This is a genomic window from uncultured Gelidibacter sp., from assembly GCF_947500795.1.
In the GTDB taxonomy this organism is placed as follows: Bacteria; Bacteroidota; Bacteroidia; order Flavobacteriales; family Flavobacteriaceae; genus Gelidibacter.
Genome location: NZ_CANMTE010000004.1, coordinates 80,579 through 95,822, shown reverse-complemented (window position 1 = coordinate 95,822; position 15,244 = coordinate 80,579). Strand labels below are relative to the sequence as shown.

Sequence of the window (15,244 nt, the reverse complement as noted above, 5' to 3'; positions counted from 1 at the left end):
AATTACTTCTTTTTAAGTTCAAATAAATCTTTTCTTCTGTCTTTTAAGTTTCGAACACTTCCAAATTGGTTGAGCTCTCTTAAAAGGTCAATATCAACGTCAGCAATCAATATCATTTCCGCATTTTGCGTAGCTTCAGCTTTAACACCGTTGGTAGGGAACGCAAAATCACACGGTGTAAATACCATGGATTGGGCGTATTGGATGTCCATGTTCTGAACATTTGGTAAGTTACCAACACTCCCTGCAATAGCTACATAACATTCATTTTCAATGGCGCGCGCTTGGGCACAATGGCGCACACGTGAGAATCCATTTTGAGTATCGGTTAGGAACGGAACAAAAAGGATGTCCATCCCTTCATCAGCTAAAATTCGACTCAATTCTGGGAACTCGACATCATAACAAATGAGGATACCGATTTTTCCACAGTCGGTGTCAAAGGCTTTTAATTGGTTTCCGCCAACCATTCCCCAAACTTTCGCTTCATCTGGCGTAACGTGTAATTTCTCAAAACGTTCAGTACTACCATCGCGTCGGCATAAATAGCCAACATTGAAAAGCTGTCCGTTTACCACTTCAGGCATACTACCGGTAATAATATTGATGTTATACGATATAGCTAATTTCGAAAAACGCTGCACCATATCAGGCGTATGTTTCGCTAATTCTCTAATAGCTTCTGGGGTAGATAAATGGTTGTTATCAGCCATTAATGGCGCATTGAAAAACTCTGGAAACAAGGCAAAATCACTTCGGTATCCAGAAACAGAATCGATGAAAAATTCTGCCTGCTGCATCATTTCGTCAATGTCTTTATACAATCGCATTTGCCATTGTACAAGACCTAAACGCACCACTTTTTTAATGGTCGTGGCTTTCTTAGATTTTTTCTCGTAATAGATATTATCCCATTCCAATAAGACAGCGTAATCTTGTGACGACGAATCGCCTTCAAGATAATTCTTCAAAATTCGGGTAGGATGAAAATCGTTAGAAATTTGGAAATTTAATACCGGATCATGGATTTCCTTACGTCGCACCTTGTCAATATATTCTTTTGGAGTAAGTGTTTCAGAATATTTATGGTAATTAGGAATACGTCCTCCGAAAGCGAGTCCTCTCAAATTTAAACGTTCGCACAATTCTTTACGGTAATCATAAAGTCGTCGTCCCAGACGTAAGCCTCTAAATTCTGGTTTTATAAATACGTCGATGCCGTAAATAACGTCGCCTTCATTGGTATGTGTGTTGAACGTATAATTTCCTGTGATGTCTTTATAGGTATGATTATCTTCAAACTGATCATAATCAACAATAATGCTCAAAGCACACCCTGCAATTTGATTGTTAATTTTTATAACAACCTGACCTTCGGGAAATTTGTTGATTAGTGTTTTAATCTGATTCTCTCTCCAAAATGCATCCGGCATAGTGGTATAAGATTCAATCATCGCTTGTTTTAATTCTTGATAATCATCAAGGTTTAAGTAATTTAATTCTATATTTTCAATGTCATTCATGGTATAATTCAATGATAGTTGGTCTTTTATTGTTATGTGAAGATAGATCTCAGAACTACTTCAATTATAAATTTATTTATTTTAATGATTTAATACCTTCATAAGTGACAATGGCCACAGCGTTTGCTAAATTTAAACTTCGGACATGGTCACTAAACAAAGGGATTTTATACAAATGTTCTTGATGTGTTTCAAGAATATCTTTGGATAATCCGACCGATTCCTTTCCGAAAATTAAAAATAAATTATCTTCAAAAGGAATGTCCCAATAGTCTTTTTTGCCATGACTAGACAAAAAGGCGATCTTTTTATCTTGATGTTGCTCAAAAAAGTCTGCAGCACTTTCATAATTGGTGATATTGACATGCGGCCAATAATCCAATCCTGCGCGCTTGAGGCGTGCATCCGTTATTTCAAATCCGAAAGGTTTTACCAAATGTAAATGCGCGCCAGAGGCGAGGGCCAATCTGCCAATATTGCCAGTGTTATTAGGGATTTCAGGTTCAATTAAAACAATGTTTAGGGGCATATTATTAATCTAATGTGTCGCAAGCTACTGCGGTTAATGGAAATTTTTCGTCAAATGTAATTTTGGCATCTTTTTTAAATACCGTCGTGTTTTGGGCGTCTACTTCTAACTCGCCATAGCCTTGAAGAAGCGTATTTCCTTTTTTAAGAAAAATAATTTCCCGTTTTGATTTCGTGCCTTCCGCCTCAAAATCATAATCAGCATATAACGTATCACCTTTCATAATACCTTCAAACGAGCCGTGGCTGCCATCTTTTTCGTAAAAATTAAAGAACAATTGTCCAGTTGCAAGCGTCTTGTTTTCTTTCAATACTAATGTGATGGTATCCTTGTTTTTAGCATACATATAGCATTGCTCCTCATTTTTAGGAATTGTTGGTTTTTCCTTTTCCTCCGTTTCCAGACTTTTAGGATTTTTAGTGTCCTCTTTACAGGAAACACTAATGGTAAAAAGGGCGAGTACTAATAATTTTGTAAGTGTTTTCATCTGTTTGTGAATTAAATCTTGAGTTCCCTAATCAAAAAGAAACCTATTCGTTAAAGATAAGAATAGGTCTCTTGAAAGTATAATTCAAAAAATTAATTTTTCGATTTATTTAATGTTGTTTGATGTATTAGAAAGGTCGATTTCATTGCTTTTTGATTTCCTGATAAGTTAAGAAAATCAGACTGCAATTGTATTAAGGTTGTCTTAAATTTTAGGGAACCTTATCCAGTCAATCTCGTTATGGTTTTACTATTTTATTTATAAAACGATCAATTGTGTCGGTGCCTTCAGTGGTGAGGTGTTTGACAAAAGCACTTCCTATGATGGCACCTTTTGCATATTGTGTGGCTTGAGAAAAGGATTTATGGTCTGAAATTCCAAACCCAATCACTTGCGGATTGTTGAGCTCCATTTGGTGTATGCGCTTAAAATAATCAGTTTGTACATCTCCAAAACCTGAACTGCTGCCTGTAACACTGGCGCTACTCACCATATAAATGAAACCTTTTGATATGGAATCGATAAAACGTATGCGTTCCTCAGAGGTTTGAGGGGTAATTAAAAACACGTTGATGATGCCGTGCTTTTCAAAAATGGATTTGTAATGTTCATTGTAAACATCGACAGGAAGATCTGGAATGATGAGTCCGTCGATACCAACTTCTGCACATTTTTTACAGAAAGCTTCCACTCCATATTGCAACATTGGATTGAAATAGCCCATGATGATTAACGGGATGCTTACGGTTTTTCTAACGTCCTTAAGTTGATCAAATAAAACTTCAGTAGTCATACCGTTTTTTAAAGCTTTTGTAGAACTTGCTTGAATAGTTGGACCGTCAGCCAATGGATCGCTAAAGGGCAAGCCAATTTCAATCATGTCCACACCATTTTTTTCTAAGTTTTCGATAATTTTAGCAGTATCGTTTAGTTTTGGGTAGCCCGCTGTAAAGTATATGGAAAGTAACTTATTGTCTTCTTGTAATTTCTTGTTGATTCTGTTCATGGGAATTTATATTTTTCATTTCCGCGAATGCGGAAATCTTATTTCTTATGTTCCAATTTTAATGTCGTTAATCGCTTATATATTCTGAAAGATCTTTCCAATCTGGAATTAGGCTATTTATTAAGCTTATTTTCCATTCCCGATTCCATTTCTTAATCTGTCGTTCTCGTTGGATGGCATTATTAACATATCTAGTGGTTTCAAAATACACGAGTTTGTTAACGTTGTATCTTCCTGTAAAAGATTTATGGGTGTTATGTGCATGTTGGTACAAGCGTTTCTTTAATTGTTTTGTGCGGCCCACATATAGAACGCTATGATTTTTTTTGGTTAAAATATAAACATAAAAAACATCCATAGTTTATTTGAAAGATTTCCGCCTACGCGGAAATTAAAAAAGTTATAATCCAAAGTGTTGTATATAAGTCTCCAAATCCTTATCGCCACGTCCCGATAAACTCACCACCACAATATCTTCAGGTTTAAATTTTTTATGTTCAAAAACAGCCAAAGCATGTGAGCTTTCAATAGCAGGTATAATACCTTCCATTTTGCATAATTCTAAGCCAGCGGTCATGGCATCGTCATCAGTTATGGCGACGAACTCAGCACGGCCACTTTTATACAAATGTGCATGCATCGGTCCTACACCAGGATAATCCAAGCCAGCCGAGATACTGTATGGTTCTGTGATTTGCCCGTCTGGGGTTTGCATTAAAAGCGTTTTGCTACCGTGGATAATACCTTCTTTTCCTAAAATGGAGGTTGCAGCACTTTCTCCAGAATGCACCCCTTTACCAGCGGCTTCGACAGCAATAAGTTTAACATCAGTATCGTCTAAAAAGTGATAGAATGCACCGGCTGCATTACTGCCGCCACCCACACAGGCCACCACATAATCAGGTTTGGAAGTGCCTTCTTTTTCTTGCAGTTGCCACTGTATTTCTTCAGAAACAATCGCTTGAAAACGTGCCACCATGTCTGGATATGGGTGCGGGCCAACCACACTTCCAATAATATAATGGGTATCTACAGGATTGTTAATCCAATCGCGAATGGCCTCATTGGTAGCGTCCTTTAACGTGCGACTTCCAGAAAGCGCTGGAACTACTGTAGCACCCAACATTTTCATGCGAGCCACATTTGGAGCCTGACGCGCGATGTCAATTTCTCCCATATATACAATACATTCCAAGCCCATCAGCGCGCAAACAGTCGCCGTGGCTACGCCATGTTGTCCAGCACCTGTTTCTGCAATAATCCGGTTTTTCCCGAGGCGTTTCGCCATCAAAATCTGACCAATGGTATTGTTAATTTTATGCGCACCTGTGTGATTAAGATCTTCGCGTTTTAAGTAAATTTTGGTGTTGTACTTCGCACTCAATCGCTTGGCGAAATAGAGTGGGGAAGGACGGCCCACATAATCTTTGAGCAAGGCATGGAATTCTTCTTGAAATTCTGGTTCAGCCATGACCTTAAGATAGTTTTGACGTAATTCTTCCACATTTGGATAGAGCATCTCAGGAATGTAAGCGCCTCCAAATTCTCCGTAATACCCTTTGTTGTTAATGTTGTATGTCATAATCTATATTCCCACGCAGGTAGGAACCTCATGATTTAGTGTTCAATAAGTATATCGAACCGATTAAATTTTATTTACTTCGAGCAAGAGCACAGCCGCTTCTCGATATTATTTTATAACGCTATTGCGCTGTCAAATCAATCGAAGTGATCTGATTTTTAAATTCTTCTAATTTTTGATACTCTTTCAATCCTGGCTCACTTTCAAATTTACTATTGACATCAATCGCATGGCAGAATTGTGAAGCCTCACCTTGCATGAATTTTTTGATATTTTCAGTTTCTTCCAAGCCGATTCCACCACTTAAAAAATATGGTTTGGTAGATGGATAGGCTTGTAAAACATCCCAATTAAAAGTATAGCCATTTCCTCCTGGAAGTTGACCTTTGGAGTCAAATAGAAAGTAATCACAAACGGGTTCGTAAGGTGATAAAACATCAAAATTAAATTGGTCTTTGATGGAAAACACTTTGATGATTTTGATGTGATTTTTCTCTCGTCTGCGATCAACCAAACTTGATCTTAGTATTTTGCAATATTCTGGCGATTCATCCCCGTGTAATTGAATGAGATCCAATTCGTGTTGTGCTATCTTTTCTAAAATATCTTTCTCCGAAGCATTGACAAAAACGCCTACTTTTTTGATGTTTTCTGGGAGTTCTGGGATAGTTCCATTAAAATAGCGGCTTGACTTTTCATAAAATATAAAGCCAAGATAATCCGGTTGAAGTGTGGCCACTTCAGCGATATTCTCTTGATATTTCATGCCGCAGATTTTTAGTTTCATCTTATCTGTTTAAATCTTTGATAAATTGTGTAGCACTGTCGCCCGCATTATCCGTTTTCATAAAATTTTCACCAATTAAAAACCCTTTGTAACCGTAAGGTTGCAAGGCTTTGATCGCCTCAACGCTGCTAATGCCACTTTCAGATATTTTTACAAAATCATCAGGTATTAGCGTGCTCAAATTTTTGCTCGTTTCCAAACTAACCTCAAATGTTTTTAAGTTACGATTGTTGACACCCATCATGTCTAGGCTAGGCATGACCGATTTGTGTAATTCTTCCTCGTTATGAATTTCTAAAAGCACTTCTAAATGTAAACTTTTTGCCAGTTCTGACAGTTCCTTGATCTCTTGATGAGATAAAACCGCGGCAATAAGTAAAATAACATCAGCGCCATAAGCTTTGGCTTCAATAATTTGATACGGATCAATAATAAATTCCTTGCGGAGTAATGGCAACTGACAACTTGCTCTAGCTAAGAGTAAATCGTCTAATGAGCCTCCAAAATATTTACCATCAGTTAAAACCGACATCCCACAAACACCAGCAGCTTCATAACCTTTGGCGACGTCAAAAACATTCAGATTTTGATTAATGACAGATTTGGAAGGCGATCGCCGCTTGTGCTCGGCAATAATTCCAGAAGGACTAGCTTTTAAACGTTCTGTAAGAGAGATGGTCGGTTTCTCAAAGAAAACCGATTGCTCCAATTGAGACACAGGGATGATTGATTTTTTTAAATCAACTTCCTTGCGTTTGTAAGCGATGATATGGTCTAATATGTTCATTTTTTCAGTATTCTTTTTTTTTAGTCTTCAGTCTTCAGTCTTCAGTCTTCAGTCTTCAGTCCTCAGTCTTCAGTCTTCAGTCTTCAGAGTCTAGACTGCAATCTGTCCACTGCCAACTGCAGACTGATTACTGCCACTGATCCCTGCCAACTAATCCTTACTTATGCTCACTAATCGTTCAAATCTCTCCTTTGCTTTGCCGCCCAACAACGATTCTTTGGCTAAAACGAAACTGTCTTCTACCGATTCTTTTGTCACAGTAGCAATGGCCATGGCGGCGTTGGCGCACACCACATTATTTTGAGCCTCGGTTCCTTGACCGTTTAGGATGTCTACAAAAATTTTAGCCGCAGATGCTACCGAATCGCCGCCATATATTTCAGATTGATTTAAGGTGTCAACACGGAAAAACTGAGGATTAATAATCGTTTCTGAAGCATTTCGGATCACTTTTGCTGGGCCAGTCAATGAGATTTCATCATAACCGTCTAAAGCATGAAGAATGGTGTAATTGATATCTGTATTTTGATAAAGATAGCCGTACATGCGCAATAATTCCAAATTAAAAACGCCTACCATTTGATGTTTAGGAAACGATGGATTCACCATTGGTCCCAACATATTGAAAAAGGTTTTAACCCCCAAATCCTTACGAATAGGCGCTACATTTTTCATGGCAGGATGAAAAAGTGGTGCGTGCAATATGCATATGCCAGTTTCATCTAAAGACCGCTTTAGGAAATCGATGTCCTTGGTGAACTTAATACCTAAAAATTCCATTACGTTAGAAGATCCGCAAGCAGATGATACGCCGTAATTACCATGTTTGGTGACATTAACACCTGCACCCGCAGTCACAAAAGAAGCTAAAGTTGAAATATTAAACGTGTCCTTACCATCGCCGCCGGTACCGCATAAATCGATGCCATTGTAATCGGTTAGATCAACATGTAAACATAATTCTAAAAGCGCATCTCTAAACCCTTGCAGTTCTTCAATAGTAACGCTTCGCATCATATATACTGTCAGGAACGACGCTATTTGACTTTGATTATATGCGCCTTTAGAGATGTTTACCAACACGTGTTTGGCTTCATCGCTAGAGATGCTTTCTTGATTGATGAGTCTGTTGAGTATATGTTTCATATCTATTCTCCACAAGAGTGGAGGTTTTATTTATTAAACTTTGATTTAAGAAAACTTTTCTGCCTATTCAGTCTTCAGTCTTCAGTCTTCAGTCTTCAGTCTTCAGTCTTCAGTCCTCAGTTCTCAGTAATCTGCAGACTTTCTGCCAACTGCCAACTGCCAACTGCCAACTGCTTACTGCTTACTGCTTACTGCCTACTATTTACTGATTAACCCAATTTTCCAAAATCTGCTTACCATGCGGTGTCAACACCGATTCAGGATGAAATTGTACACCTTTCAAGTCATACTCCTTATGACGTAAGGACATTACTTGACCGTTTTCATCAAAGGACGTCGCTTCTAAAACCTCAGGTAAATTAGGATCGACCACCCACGAATGGTAACGTCCGACTTCAAACGTGTTTTCCAATCCATTAAATAATGATTCGTCAGTAACTGATTTTGTTACATTAGTGGATACGCCATGATAAACAGTATCTAAGTTGATGAGCGTGCCACCGTAAACTTCACCAATAGCTTGCTGCCCTAAACAAACTCCCAAAATACTTTTAGTTGGGGCATAGGTTTTTATAATGTCTTTTAATAGACCAGCTTCATCAGGAATTCCTGGGCCGGGAGAGAGTACGATCTTTTCAAAAGCCTCTACATCATCCAAGCTCAGTTGGTTATTGCGTTTTACCGTAACTTCACACCCTAAGTCTTCTAGATAGTGCACCAGATTGTAGGTAAAGCTGTCGTAATTATCTATAACTAATACTTTTTTCATAATTATATCTCTTTAGCCATATCGATGGCTTTTGTTAAGGCTCCTAATTTGTTGTATACTTCCTGTAATTCGTCTTCAGGGTTCGATTTGGAAACAATCCCTGCACCAGCTTGCCAATGCAGGTGGTGATTTTTGCTCAAGAACGTTCTGATCATAATCGCATGGTTAAAATTGCCGTCAAAATCCATAAATCCTATAGCGCCACCGTAAAAATCGCGACTCGTTTTTTCATACTTTTCAATAAGCTGCATGGCTTTATGTTTTGGGGCGCCACTTAAAGTTCCGGCCGGAAAGGTATCTGCTACCATTTGCATCGTAGTGGTGTCTTTATGTTTTTGGCCTGTCACTTTACTCACTAAGTGGATGACGTGTGAAAAGAATTGGACTTCTCTGTATTTTTCGACAGTGACTTGGCTGCCATTGCGACTCAAATCATTTCGTGCTAAATCGACCAACATCACATGTTCTGCATTTTCTTTGTCATCAAGAGCTAATTTTTTGGCCAGCTCTGCATCTTTTTCATCATTTCCTGTGCGTTTAAAAGTGCCGGCGATCGGGTGAATTTCTGCTTTATCTTTATTGATGACCAACTGCGCTTCTGGCGAACTCCCAAAAATCTTAAAATCACCATAATCAAAATAGAAGAGATAAGGGGATGGGTTGATGCTTCTCAACGCGCGGTACACGTTAAATTCATCGCCTTTAAATTGTTGTGAGAATTTTTTAGAGAGTACCAATTGAAAAACATCGCCTCTCGCACAGTGCTTTTTTGCAAGCGCTACATTGTCTTTATATGCTTCATCTGTTAAATTAGAAGACGTGGCACCATCAGTGGTAAAATTAAAAGCTGCAAAGTTTTTCGATTTGATCAGCTGTAAAATTTCATCAATATTATTATCGGTATCATAGCAATGCGCAAATACATAAGCCTCATTTTTGAAATGATTGATGGCGATAATATTTTGGTATACGGCATAATAAATATCCGGTATATTTTGATGGCCTTCTTTTTTTGTGATTTCTACATCTTCAAAATAACGAACCGCATCATAAGCAATGTATCCAAAAATACCGTTGTTGATAAACTTGAATTGGTCGTCAGAATTGATGTCGAATCGTTTCGTGAACTTATGAATCACATGAGCTACATCTGTATCTGCAGTTATAGGTTGCGTCACCTGGGTTTTGTCAGGAAAACTTTGGATAATCACTTCATCCTGAACTTTAATGGACGCAATAGGATTGCAGCAGATGTATGAAAAACTATTATCGTTGGCGTGGTAATCACTACTTTCCAAAAGAATACTATTCGGAAATTTATCCCTTATTTTTAGATAGATGCTTACAGGCGTAATGGTATCTGCAAGGATTTTTTTGTGATGTGTGTATAGACTAAAGGTCTTCATAGTTTTCAAAAGTTGTTAAAAAAGAAAAAGGCTTGTCGTGAATGACAAGCCTTTTTTATATTAAAAATTAAATATACAATAGCGTTACCTCACGAATGTTGTTTCGAAAAGTTCCACCACCAAGTATGATTTAAAATTGTGTACATAATTATTGTTTTGCCAAATATAGAAATGAATAATTTAGTTTTCAAATAATTTGGCAATAAAATAAAAAAAAAGGATCCCGAAAAATCGGGATCCCATTACTAAATGTTGCTATTAATCAATTCTTAGTTAGAACTTAAGATTTACATTTAGATCAAATTCATCATAGATTGCTTTGTCAGCTAAACCGTCAAAGAAACTAGTTGATCCGTATTTGATGTCATATTTAGTTCTGTCTACTTTCAATTTAGCAGTAGCAGTATTATTTTCATTTACAGTCATGTTGAATGTGTTAGGAAAAGTAATGCCTTTGATTGTTAAATCTCCAGTTACTTTGTATTTACCCGCTTTACCTTCAACTTTAGTGATTACAAATTTTGAAGTTTTGTGATTGTCAACTCCGAAGAAATCGTCAGATTTTAAGTGACCTTCAAGTTTCGCTTTATATTCACCTTCTAAATCCTTAACTGTTAAAGTTGTCATATCTATAACAAAAGTACCGCCAGTAAGTTCATTTTTGTCATCAAATTTTAAGGCACCTTCTTTAAGTGTAATAGTACCATCGTGTTGACCAGTTACTTTGCGACCAACCCATGTGATCTCACTATTAACAACATCTACTTTTTTCTCTGTTGCTACTGAAAATGCGGCGATTGCCATTGCTAAAATTATTGTACTTTTCATAATGTTTGATTTTTGTTTTTAAAGTTTAAATATTAAATAGTTGTGAATAATTCTTTTTTAGGTTTTCTTACTTTTTTATTATGTTGAGTTTCGTCTTCCTCAGATCTGTATCCTATGGCTGCAACAACCGCTGCATTCAGGTTTTGCTCGTTTAGTCCCAAGATCTCATTATACTGATCAGCATCAAAACCTTCCATTGGGCAGGCATCAATTTTAAACTCCGCTGCGGCAGATAAAAGATTGCCCAAGGCTATATACGTTTGTTTTGCCGTCCAAGATGCTTTAGCGTCTTTTGGTAACGGATTTAAGGTGTTGATCATAAAATCTGCATATCCTTTCAGATTGCTAGGCTCAATACTTCTGGTGATGCCTATATTCTCAATATAATCATTGATTAAAGACTCATCAAAGTCGGTCATATTAGCAAAAATAATTACGTGAGACGCATCTGTTATTTGAGATTGTCCCCATGATGCTGCTTTCAATTGTTCTTTAATTTTTTGATCTTCAATAATTAAAACTTTATAAGGCTGGAGTCCGTATGAAGATGCAGAAAGTTGAATGGCATCCTTTAATTGATCTAAATCTTCTGCAGCAATTTTTTTGGTGCTGTCAAATTTTTTAGTCGCATATCTCCAATTTAAATTTTTAATATAATTTGTCATAATCGTTATCTTATGTTTAATCTCTTAGTTTTGATAATAATGTGTTCAGGGTAATTAATTCATCTTTGCTCAATGCTTCTGTGAGCTTTGTCTCAGATGAAAGCACTAAGGGATCAATTGTTTCTAACGCTTTTAAGCCCTCTTTTGTAATAAATATTTCTACTTTTCTACGATTGTGTTCACACACAAAGCGTTCTACAAAACCTTTTAAAATAAGTTTATCCACCAATCGTGTCGTATTACTCATTTTACTGACCATCCTATCTTGAATATCTTGAAGGTTGGTAGGTTTCCCGTTCTGTCCTCTTAAAATTCGGAGAACATTAAACTGTTCAATTGAAATATCAAACGGTTTCAGAACATTAGATATACTGTCTCTGAAATCCACACTAGTCAAAGAAATGTTGATCACAGTTTTCTTAGCTAATGAAATTTCAGATTTTGTTTTTAATATGTCTTCTAACTCTTTCATGTACAACAATTGTATATACAAAGGTAGTTGGTTTTTTAAAACTCACAATAGTTTTCTAAATAATTTTTTGTTAAAATTTAATTTGACGTCAATTGGATGCATATTTTTATACCATGAGAATAATGTATGTATTAGTGTTGATCTTAATGGTGTCATGCAAGAATGAGACTAGTGGGAATGCGAAGGTTACGGATGAAGGTGAGAAGGAAGCAGTTGTAATGCCAACCTTAGAGGTTTATGATTTTGAGGGGCTAAAACCATTTTTAAAAACTTCTTCAGAAACTGTATATGTGGTGAACTTTTGGGCCACATGGTGTGCACCTTGTATTAAAGAGATGCCCTATTTTGAAGCTTTAAACACCAATTATAAAGATAAGAATGTAGAAGTGTTGTTGGTGAGTTTGGATTTTCCCAAAAAATACGATTCACATTTAAAGCCATTTATAAAGAAGAACAAACTGAAATCTAGAGTCGTGGTCTTAAATGATCCAGACTCTAATACTTGGATACCGGAAATCAACCCGGATTGGTCGGGCGCTATTCCTGCCACGCTTATTTTTAGCAAGGACAAGCGTGCTTTTTATGAACAACCTTTCACTTATGAAGAATTGGAAACGGAGCTCCAAAAATTCATTAATTAAGGTTCATTTCCCTATTGGACAACAATGGAACGTTTGTTGCGGTGTTATTGGAATAATTTAATAGTCAATTACTATGAATATGATAAAAGGAATACTAACAATTGCCGCAATAGTGATGCTTTCAGCTTTTACGACTGTGAGGAATGGTTATAAAGTAGGGGATATTGCAACCGATTTCAATCTTAAAAATATTGATGGCGCACAAGTTTCATTAGCTGATTATAAAGATGCGAAGGGATTCATCGTCATATTCACCTGTAACACGTGTCCTTATGCTATATCTTACGAAGATCGGATTATTGCTCTAAATAAGAAGTATGCTGCTCAAGGATATCCCGTAATTGCTATTATGCCTAATAATCCGAATATGCAGCCTGGCGATAATTTCGAAGCCATGCAGCGCAGAGCCCAAAACAAAGGATTTACATTTCCATATTTAATAGATGAAGGACAGAAAATTTATCCGCAATACGGTGCCACTAAAACACCACAAGTGTATGTGCTTCAAAAAACCAGTAATGGCAATCAGGTAAAATATATTGGCGCAATTGATGATAATTACCAAGATGCCACTGCGGTCCAAACCAAATATGTTGAAAATGCCGTTGAATCGCTTCTCGCAGGGCAACCCATTAAAACTATTCAAACAAGAGCCATTGGCTGTTCTATTAAATCTTAAAGAATAAGGCAAACAATACAATAGGTTTTTCAGAATCTGTTAAATAATAGATCCGCGGTGTAACACTTCGGATTTTTTTGTCTTTATCCTAAAGAAACGTTAATTTTGCAACTATCAAAAACTATAACTATGGCAGATTTATCACAAGAGGAGTGGACCTCTCAAATGGAAAATGATGACAATGCAGTGCTTTTAGATGTAAGGACTGAGGCTGAGGTTAATGAGGGCTATATTCCTGGTGCCATTAATTTAGATATCTATCAAAGTCAAGAATTTATTGATGCGATAAAGGAACTGGACCCAGATAAGAGTTACTATGTGTATTGCAGGTCTGGTGCAAGAAGTGGCCAAGCTTGTTCTATCATGAACCAGTTAGGAATTGAAAAGGCTTATAATTTAATAGGTGGTTTTAGTAATTGGAACGGACCATCCACACAATAAATCACGATTTTTTTCTTTATTAGGAAAGCAAAACCATACCGTATGAAACGCCTTTTATTTTTATTTACAGTTGTTACAGCGCTCTTTTTGACGGGTTGTAAAAATGATATTGAAGGTGAAATTAAATTGGTGACACCTGAAGAAATGCAGACTTTAATGGAGCTGGAAGATGTGCAATTGGTGGATGTAAGAACTGCTCAGGAACGCGTTGACGGGTTTATCAAAAATTCCCAAAACATCGATTTCAATTCCCCAACCTTCGAGAAGGATATTGAAAAGTTGGATAAATCGAAGCCTGTTATTTTGTATTGCCATTCAGGTGGACGTAGCCAACAGTGTGCAGAAAAATTGAGAGATGCTGGTTTTGTGATGATTTACGATCTTAAAGGCGGCATTACCCAATGGCGATTTAAAGATTATTATATCGAGATGCCTAATTAATTGATGATTTTTCTATTGCTTGTAAAGTAGCGAAGAAACTGAAAAAAGTAAAGGGTAATTAACAAGCCCTTATTTAATAATAGAACCTTGTATGAGCTTTATTCATGCAAGGTTTTTTTTGTTTTTGATAGTGCTGAAAATGAACTGAATTCATAGAACAATTAAGTGGTTTTGTTTGTTGGAAACAATTATAACAACTCATCCTGAAATTTCGACATTTCGGAATTTTAAATTTTTTAAAACTAAATAATAATCTGAAATTTGATGAAACAACCAGATTTAAAGACTAATGGAAGAAACGATTAAAATTCTAATATACATTCATGCCTTTTTTGGTGGAATTGGGCTAATTACTGGAATTGGGAGCATTATAGTCAAAAAGGGAAATGTATTCCACAAAAGATTGGGAAAGGTGTTTTCGTATGCAATGATACTAAGTTCTTTGATTTCTTTATTGGTTGCCCGAATGCCAAATCATGAAAATTTGTTTCTTTTTTTAATTGGAATATTCACGATTTATTTGGTTTTGGCTGGAAATAGAGCTTTAACGCTTAAAAACAAATCTAAAATTAAAGCAGATATGATTGATAAAACAATTTCAGGTAGTATGCTAATCGCTTCAATAGTTATGATACTCATTGGGGTTTTAGGAATCATTCAAAAGATTGACAATTCAATTCTATATTTATTTTTTGGCGGATTTGGAATATTTATGACCATTAGAGATTTTCAAACTTTTAAAAATTTCACAACAATCAAAAATGCTTGGTTGAAAAGTCATTTAGGTCGAATGATTGGTGCTTTAATAGCTTCTTTAACTGCATTTATGGTTGCAGGACTCAATATTGGAACATTAATAATATGGATTTCACCGACACTATTAGGAACCATCTATATTATCTATTGGAACAGAAAACTGAAAACAAAAACTGTTTCCAAGAACATTTATATTTAATTCGGTGTTTCTTGCCTACTTGTGAATTCCAATGGCTTTAAGGATTCACGGGTTTCCTATTTGACATTTTTTGGCTACTTATTCGCTTAACCACACAACT

19 protein-coding genes are annotated in these 15,244 nt (G+C 36.4%); 5 read left to right on the top strand and 14 right to left on the bottom strand.

The window, feature by feature from the left end; all coding sequences use genetic code 11:
- Window positions 1-2: 2 nt before the first annotated feature.
- From Q0947_RS10630 to Q0947_RS10565, 14 genes are all read right to left on the bottom strand, one after another.
- Window positions 3-1,523 carry a carbon-nitrogen hydrolase family protein gene (locus tag Q0947_RS10630; protein WP_299396971.1) on the bottom strand — a complete coding sequence of 507 codons (1,521 nt, stop codon included), beginning with the start codon at window positions 1,521-1,523 and terminating at the stop codon, window positions 3-5.
- A gap of 76 nt (window positions 1,524-1,599) precedes the next feature.
- Window positions 1,600-2,052 (bottom strand): tRNA (cytidine(34)-2'-O)-methyltransferase, encoded by a 453-nt coding sequence (locus tag Q0947_RS10625; protein ID WP_299396969.1) that lies wholly within the window; start codon window positions 2,050-2,052, stop codon window positions 1,600-1,602.
- A gap of 4 nt (window positions 2,053-2,056) precedes the next feature.
- Window positions 2,057-2,539 carry a hypothetical protein gene (locus Q0947_RS10620; RefSeq protein WP_299396966.1) on the bottom strand — a complete coding sequence of 161 codons (483 nt, stop codon included), beginning with the start codon at window positions 2,537-2,539 and terminating at the stop codon, window positions 2,057-2,059.
- Window positions 2,540-2,777: 238 nt separating this feature from the next.
- Entirely contained in the window at window positions 2,778-3,545 is a 768-nt protein-coding gene (trpA, locus tag Q0947_RS10615; protein ID WP_299396963.1) for a tryptophan synthase subunit alpha, read from the bottom strand.
- 67 nt (window positions 3,546-3,612) lie between these two features.
- On the bottom strand, window positions 3,613-3,903 hold the full coding sequence (locus Q0947_RS10610) for a GIY-YIG nuclease family protein (RefSeq protein WP_299396960.1): 291 nt from the start codon (window positions 3,901-3,903) through the stop codon (window positions 3,613-3,615).
- Between the two features lie 42 nt (window positions 3,904-3,945).
- Entirely contained in the window at window positions 3,946-5,127 is a 1,182-nt protein-coding gene (gene trpB, locus Q0947_RS10605; RefSeq protein ID WP_299396957.1) for a tryptophan synthase subunit beta, read from the bottom strand.
- A gap of 121 nt (window positions 5,128-5,248) precedes the next feature.
- A complete protein-coding gene (locus Q0947_RS10600) occupies window positions 5,249-5,914 on the bottom strand; it encodes a phosphoribosylanthranilate isomerase (RefSeq protein ID WP_299396955.1) in 666 nt (221 codons plus the stop codon).
- Window position 5,915: 1 nt separating this feature from the next.
- Window positions 5,916-6,701 (bottom strand): indole-3-glycerol phosphate synthase TrpC, encoded by a 786-nt coding sequence (trpC, locus tag Q0947_RS10595; RefSeq protein ID WP_299396953.1) that lies wholly within the window; start codon window positions 6,699-6,701, stop codon window positions 5,916-5,918.
- A 150-nt stretch (window positions 6,702-6,851) separates the two neighbouring features.
- Window positions 6,852-7,847, bottom strand: coding sequence for an anthranilate phosphoribosyltransferase (gene trpD, locus Q0947_RS10590; RefSeq protein ID WP_299396950.1), 996 nt, complete (start codon window positions 7,845-7,847; stop codon window positions 6,852-6,854).
- A gap of 202 nt (window positions 7,848-8,049) precedes the next feature.
- Window positions 8,050-8,616, bottom strand: a complete 567-nt coding sequence (locus tag Q0947_RS10585) for an aminodeoxychorismate/anthranilate synthase component II (RefSeq protein ID WP_299396947.1) — start codon at window positions 8,614-8,616, stop codon at window positions 8,050-8,052.
- A 2-nt stretch (window positions 8,617-8,618) separates the two neighbouring features.
- Window positions 8,619-10,022 (bottom strand): anthranilate synthase component I family protein, encoded by a 1,404-nt coding sequence (locus tag Q0947_RS10580; RefSeq protein ID WP_299396944.1) that lies wholly within the window; start codon window positions 10,020-10,022, stop codon window positions 8,619-8,621.
- A 273-nt stretch (window positions 10,023-10,295) separates the two neighbouring features.
- The gene (locus tag Q0947_RS10575; protein WP_299396942.1) at window positions 10,296-10,850 is read right to left on the bottom strand and encodes a YceI family protein; all 555 of its coding nucleotides are present in this window, start codon (window positions 10,848-10,850) and stop codon (window positions 10,296-10,298) included.
- 32 nt (window positions 10,851-10,882) lie between these two features.
- Window positions 10,883-11,515: an NAD(P)H-dependent oxidoreductase gene (locus Q0947_RS10570; RefSeq protein WP_299396939.1), complete on the bottom strand. Its 633-nt coding sequence runs from the start codon at window positions 11,513-11,515 to the stop codon at window positions 10,883-10,885.
- A gap of 16 nt (window positions 11,516-11,531) precedes the next feature.
- The gene (locus tag Q0947_RS10565; protein WP_299396936.1) at window positions 11,532-11,987 is read right to left on the bottom strand and encodes a MarR family transcriptional regulator; all 456 of its coding nucleotides are present in this window, start codon (window positions 11,985-11,987) and stop codon (window positions 11,532-11,534) included.
- A 113-nt stretch (window positions 11,988-12,100) separates the two neighbouring features.
- Between Q0947_RS10565 and Q0947_RS10560 the strand changes: the two genes are divergently transcribed.
- The 5 genes from Q0947_RS10560 to Q0947_RS10540 all read left to right on the top strand — a co-directional run bounded on the left by Q0947_RS10560 (window position 12,101) and on the right by Q0947_RS10540 (window position 15,144).
- Window positions 12,101-12,628 carry a TlpA disulfide reductase family protein gene (locus Q0947_RS10560; protein WP_299396934.1) on the top strand — a complete coding sequence of 176 codons (528 nt, stop codon included), beginning with the start codon at window positions 12,101-12,103 and terminating at the stop codon, window positions 12,626-12,628.
- 73 nt (window positions 12,629-12,701) lie between these two features.
- Window positions 12,702-13,307: a thioredoxin family protein gene (locus tag Q0947_RS10555; RefSeq protein WP_299396931.1), complete on the top strand. Its 606-nt coding sequence runs from the start codon at window positions 12,702-12,704 to the stop codon at window positions 13,305-13,307.
- A 129-nt stretch (window positions 13,308-13,436) separates the two neighbouring features.
- Window positions 13,437-13,748, top strand: coding sequence for a rhodanese-like domain-containing protein (locus tag Q0947_RS10550; protein WP_299396928.1), 312 nt, complete (start codon window positions 13,437-13,439; stop codon window positions 13,746-13,748).
- A 42-nt stretch (window positions 13,749-13,790) separates the two neighbouring features.
- Complete coding sequence (locus Q0947_RS10545) at window positions 13,791-14,189, top strand: rhodanese-like domain-containing protein (RefSeq protein WP_299396926.1); 399 nt, start codon at window positions 13,791-13,793, stop codon at window positions 14,187-14,189.
- 289 nt (window positions 14,190-14,478) lie between these two features.
- Window positions 14,479-15,144: a hypothetical protein gene (locus tag Q0947_RS10540; protein WP_299396923.1), complete on the top strand. Its 666-nt coding sequence runs from the start codon at window positions 14,479-14,481 to the stop codon at window positions 15,142-15,144.
- Window positions 15,145-15,244: the final 100 nt, after the last annotated feature.

Excerpts from the sequence above, each read along its gene's own strand:
- Q0947_RS10585 (WP_299396947.1), bottom strand. The coding sequence starts at position 8,616 with ATGAAAAAAGTATTAGTTATAGATAATTACGACAGCTTTACCTACAAT.
- Q0947_RS10555 (WP_299396931.1), top strand. The coding sequence starts at position 12,702 with ATGAATATGATAAAAGGAATACTAACAATTGCCGCAATAGTGATGCTT.
- Q0947_RS10580 (WP_299396944.1), bottom strand. The coding sequence starts at position 10,022 with ATGAAGACCTTTAGTCTATACACACATCACAAAAAAATCCTTGCAGAT.
- Q0947_RS10565 (WP_299396936.1), bottom strand. The coding sequence starts at position 11,987 with ATGAAAGAGTTAGAAGACATATTAAAAACAAAATCTGAAATTTCATTA.
- Q0947_RS10575 (WP_299396942.1), bottom strand. The coding sequence starts at position 10,850 with ATGAAAAGTACAATAATTTTAGCAATGGCAATCGCCGCATTTTCAGTA.
- trpB (WP_299396957.1), bottom strand. The coding sequence starts at position 5,127 with ATGACATACAACATTAACAACAAAGGGTATTACGGAGAATTTGGAGGC.
- Q0947_RS10600 (WP_299396955.1), bottom strand. The coding sequence starts at position 5,914 with ATGAAACTAAAAATCTGCGGCATGAAATATCAAGAGAATATCGCTGAA.
- Q0947_RS10560 (WP_299396934.1), top strand. The coding sequence starts at position 12,101 with ATGAGAATAATGTATGTATTAGTGTTGATCTTAATGGTGTCATGCAAG.
- Q0947_RS10540 (WP_299396923.1), top strand. The coding sequence starts at position 14,479 with ATGGAAGAAACGATTAAAATTCTAATATACATTCATGCCTTTTTTGGT.
- Q0947_RS10625 (WP_299396969.1), bottom strand. The coding sequence starts at position 2,052 with ATGCCCCTAAACATTGTTTTAATTGAACCTGAAATCCCTAATAACACT.
- Q0947_RS10630 (WP_299396971.1), bottom strand. The coding sequence starts at position 1,523 with ATGAATGACATTGAAAATATAGAATTAAATTACTTAAACCTTGATGAT.
- trpA (WP_299396963.1), bottom strand. The coding sequence starts at position 3,545 with ATGAACAGAATCAACAAGAAATTACAAGAAGACAATAAGTTACTTTCC.
- Q0947_RS10550 (WP_299396928.1), top strand. The coding sequence starts at position 13,437 with ATGGCAGATTTATCACAAGAGGAGTGGACCTCTCAAATGGAAAATGAT.
- Q0947_RS10620 (WP_299396966.1), bottom strand. The coding sequence starts at position 2,539 with ATGAAAACACTTACAAAATTATTAGTACTCGCCCTTTTTACCATTAGT.
- Q0947_RS10610 (WP_299396960.1), bottom strand. The coding sequence starts at position 3,903 with ATGGATGTTTTTTATGTTTATATTTTAACCAAAAAAAATCATAGCGTT.
- Q0947_RS10545 (WP_299396926.1), top strand. The coding sequence starts at position 13,791 with ATGAAACGCCTTTTATTTTTATTTACAGTTGTTACAGCGCTCTTTTTG.
- Q0947_RS10570 (WP_299396939.1), bottom strand. The coding sequence starts at position 11,515 with ATGACAAATTATATTAAAAATTTAAATTGGAGATATGCGACTAAAAAA.
- trpD (WP_299396950.1), bottom strand. The coding sequence starts at position 7,847 with ATGAAACATATACTCAACAGACTCATCAATCAAGAAAGCATCTCTAGC.
- trpC (WP_299396953.1), bottom strand. The coding sequence starts at position 6,701 with ATGAACATATTAGACCATATCATCGCTTACAAACGCAAGGAAGTTGAT.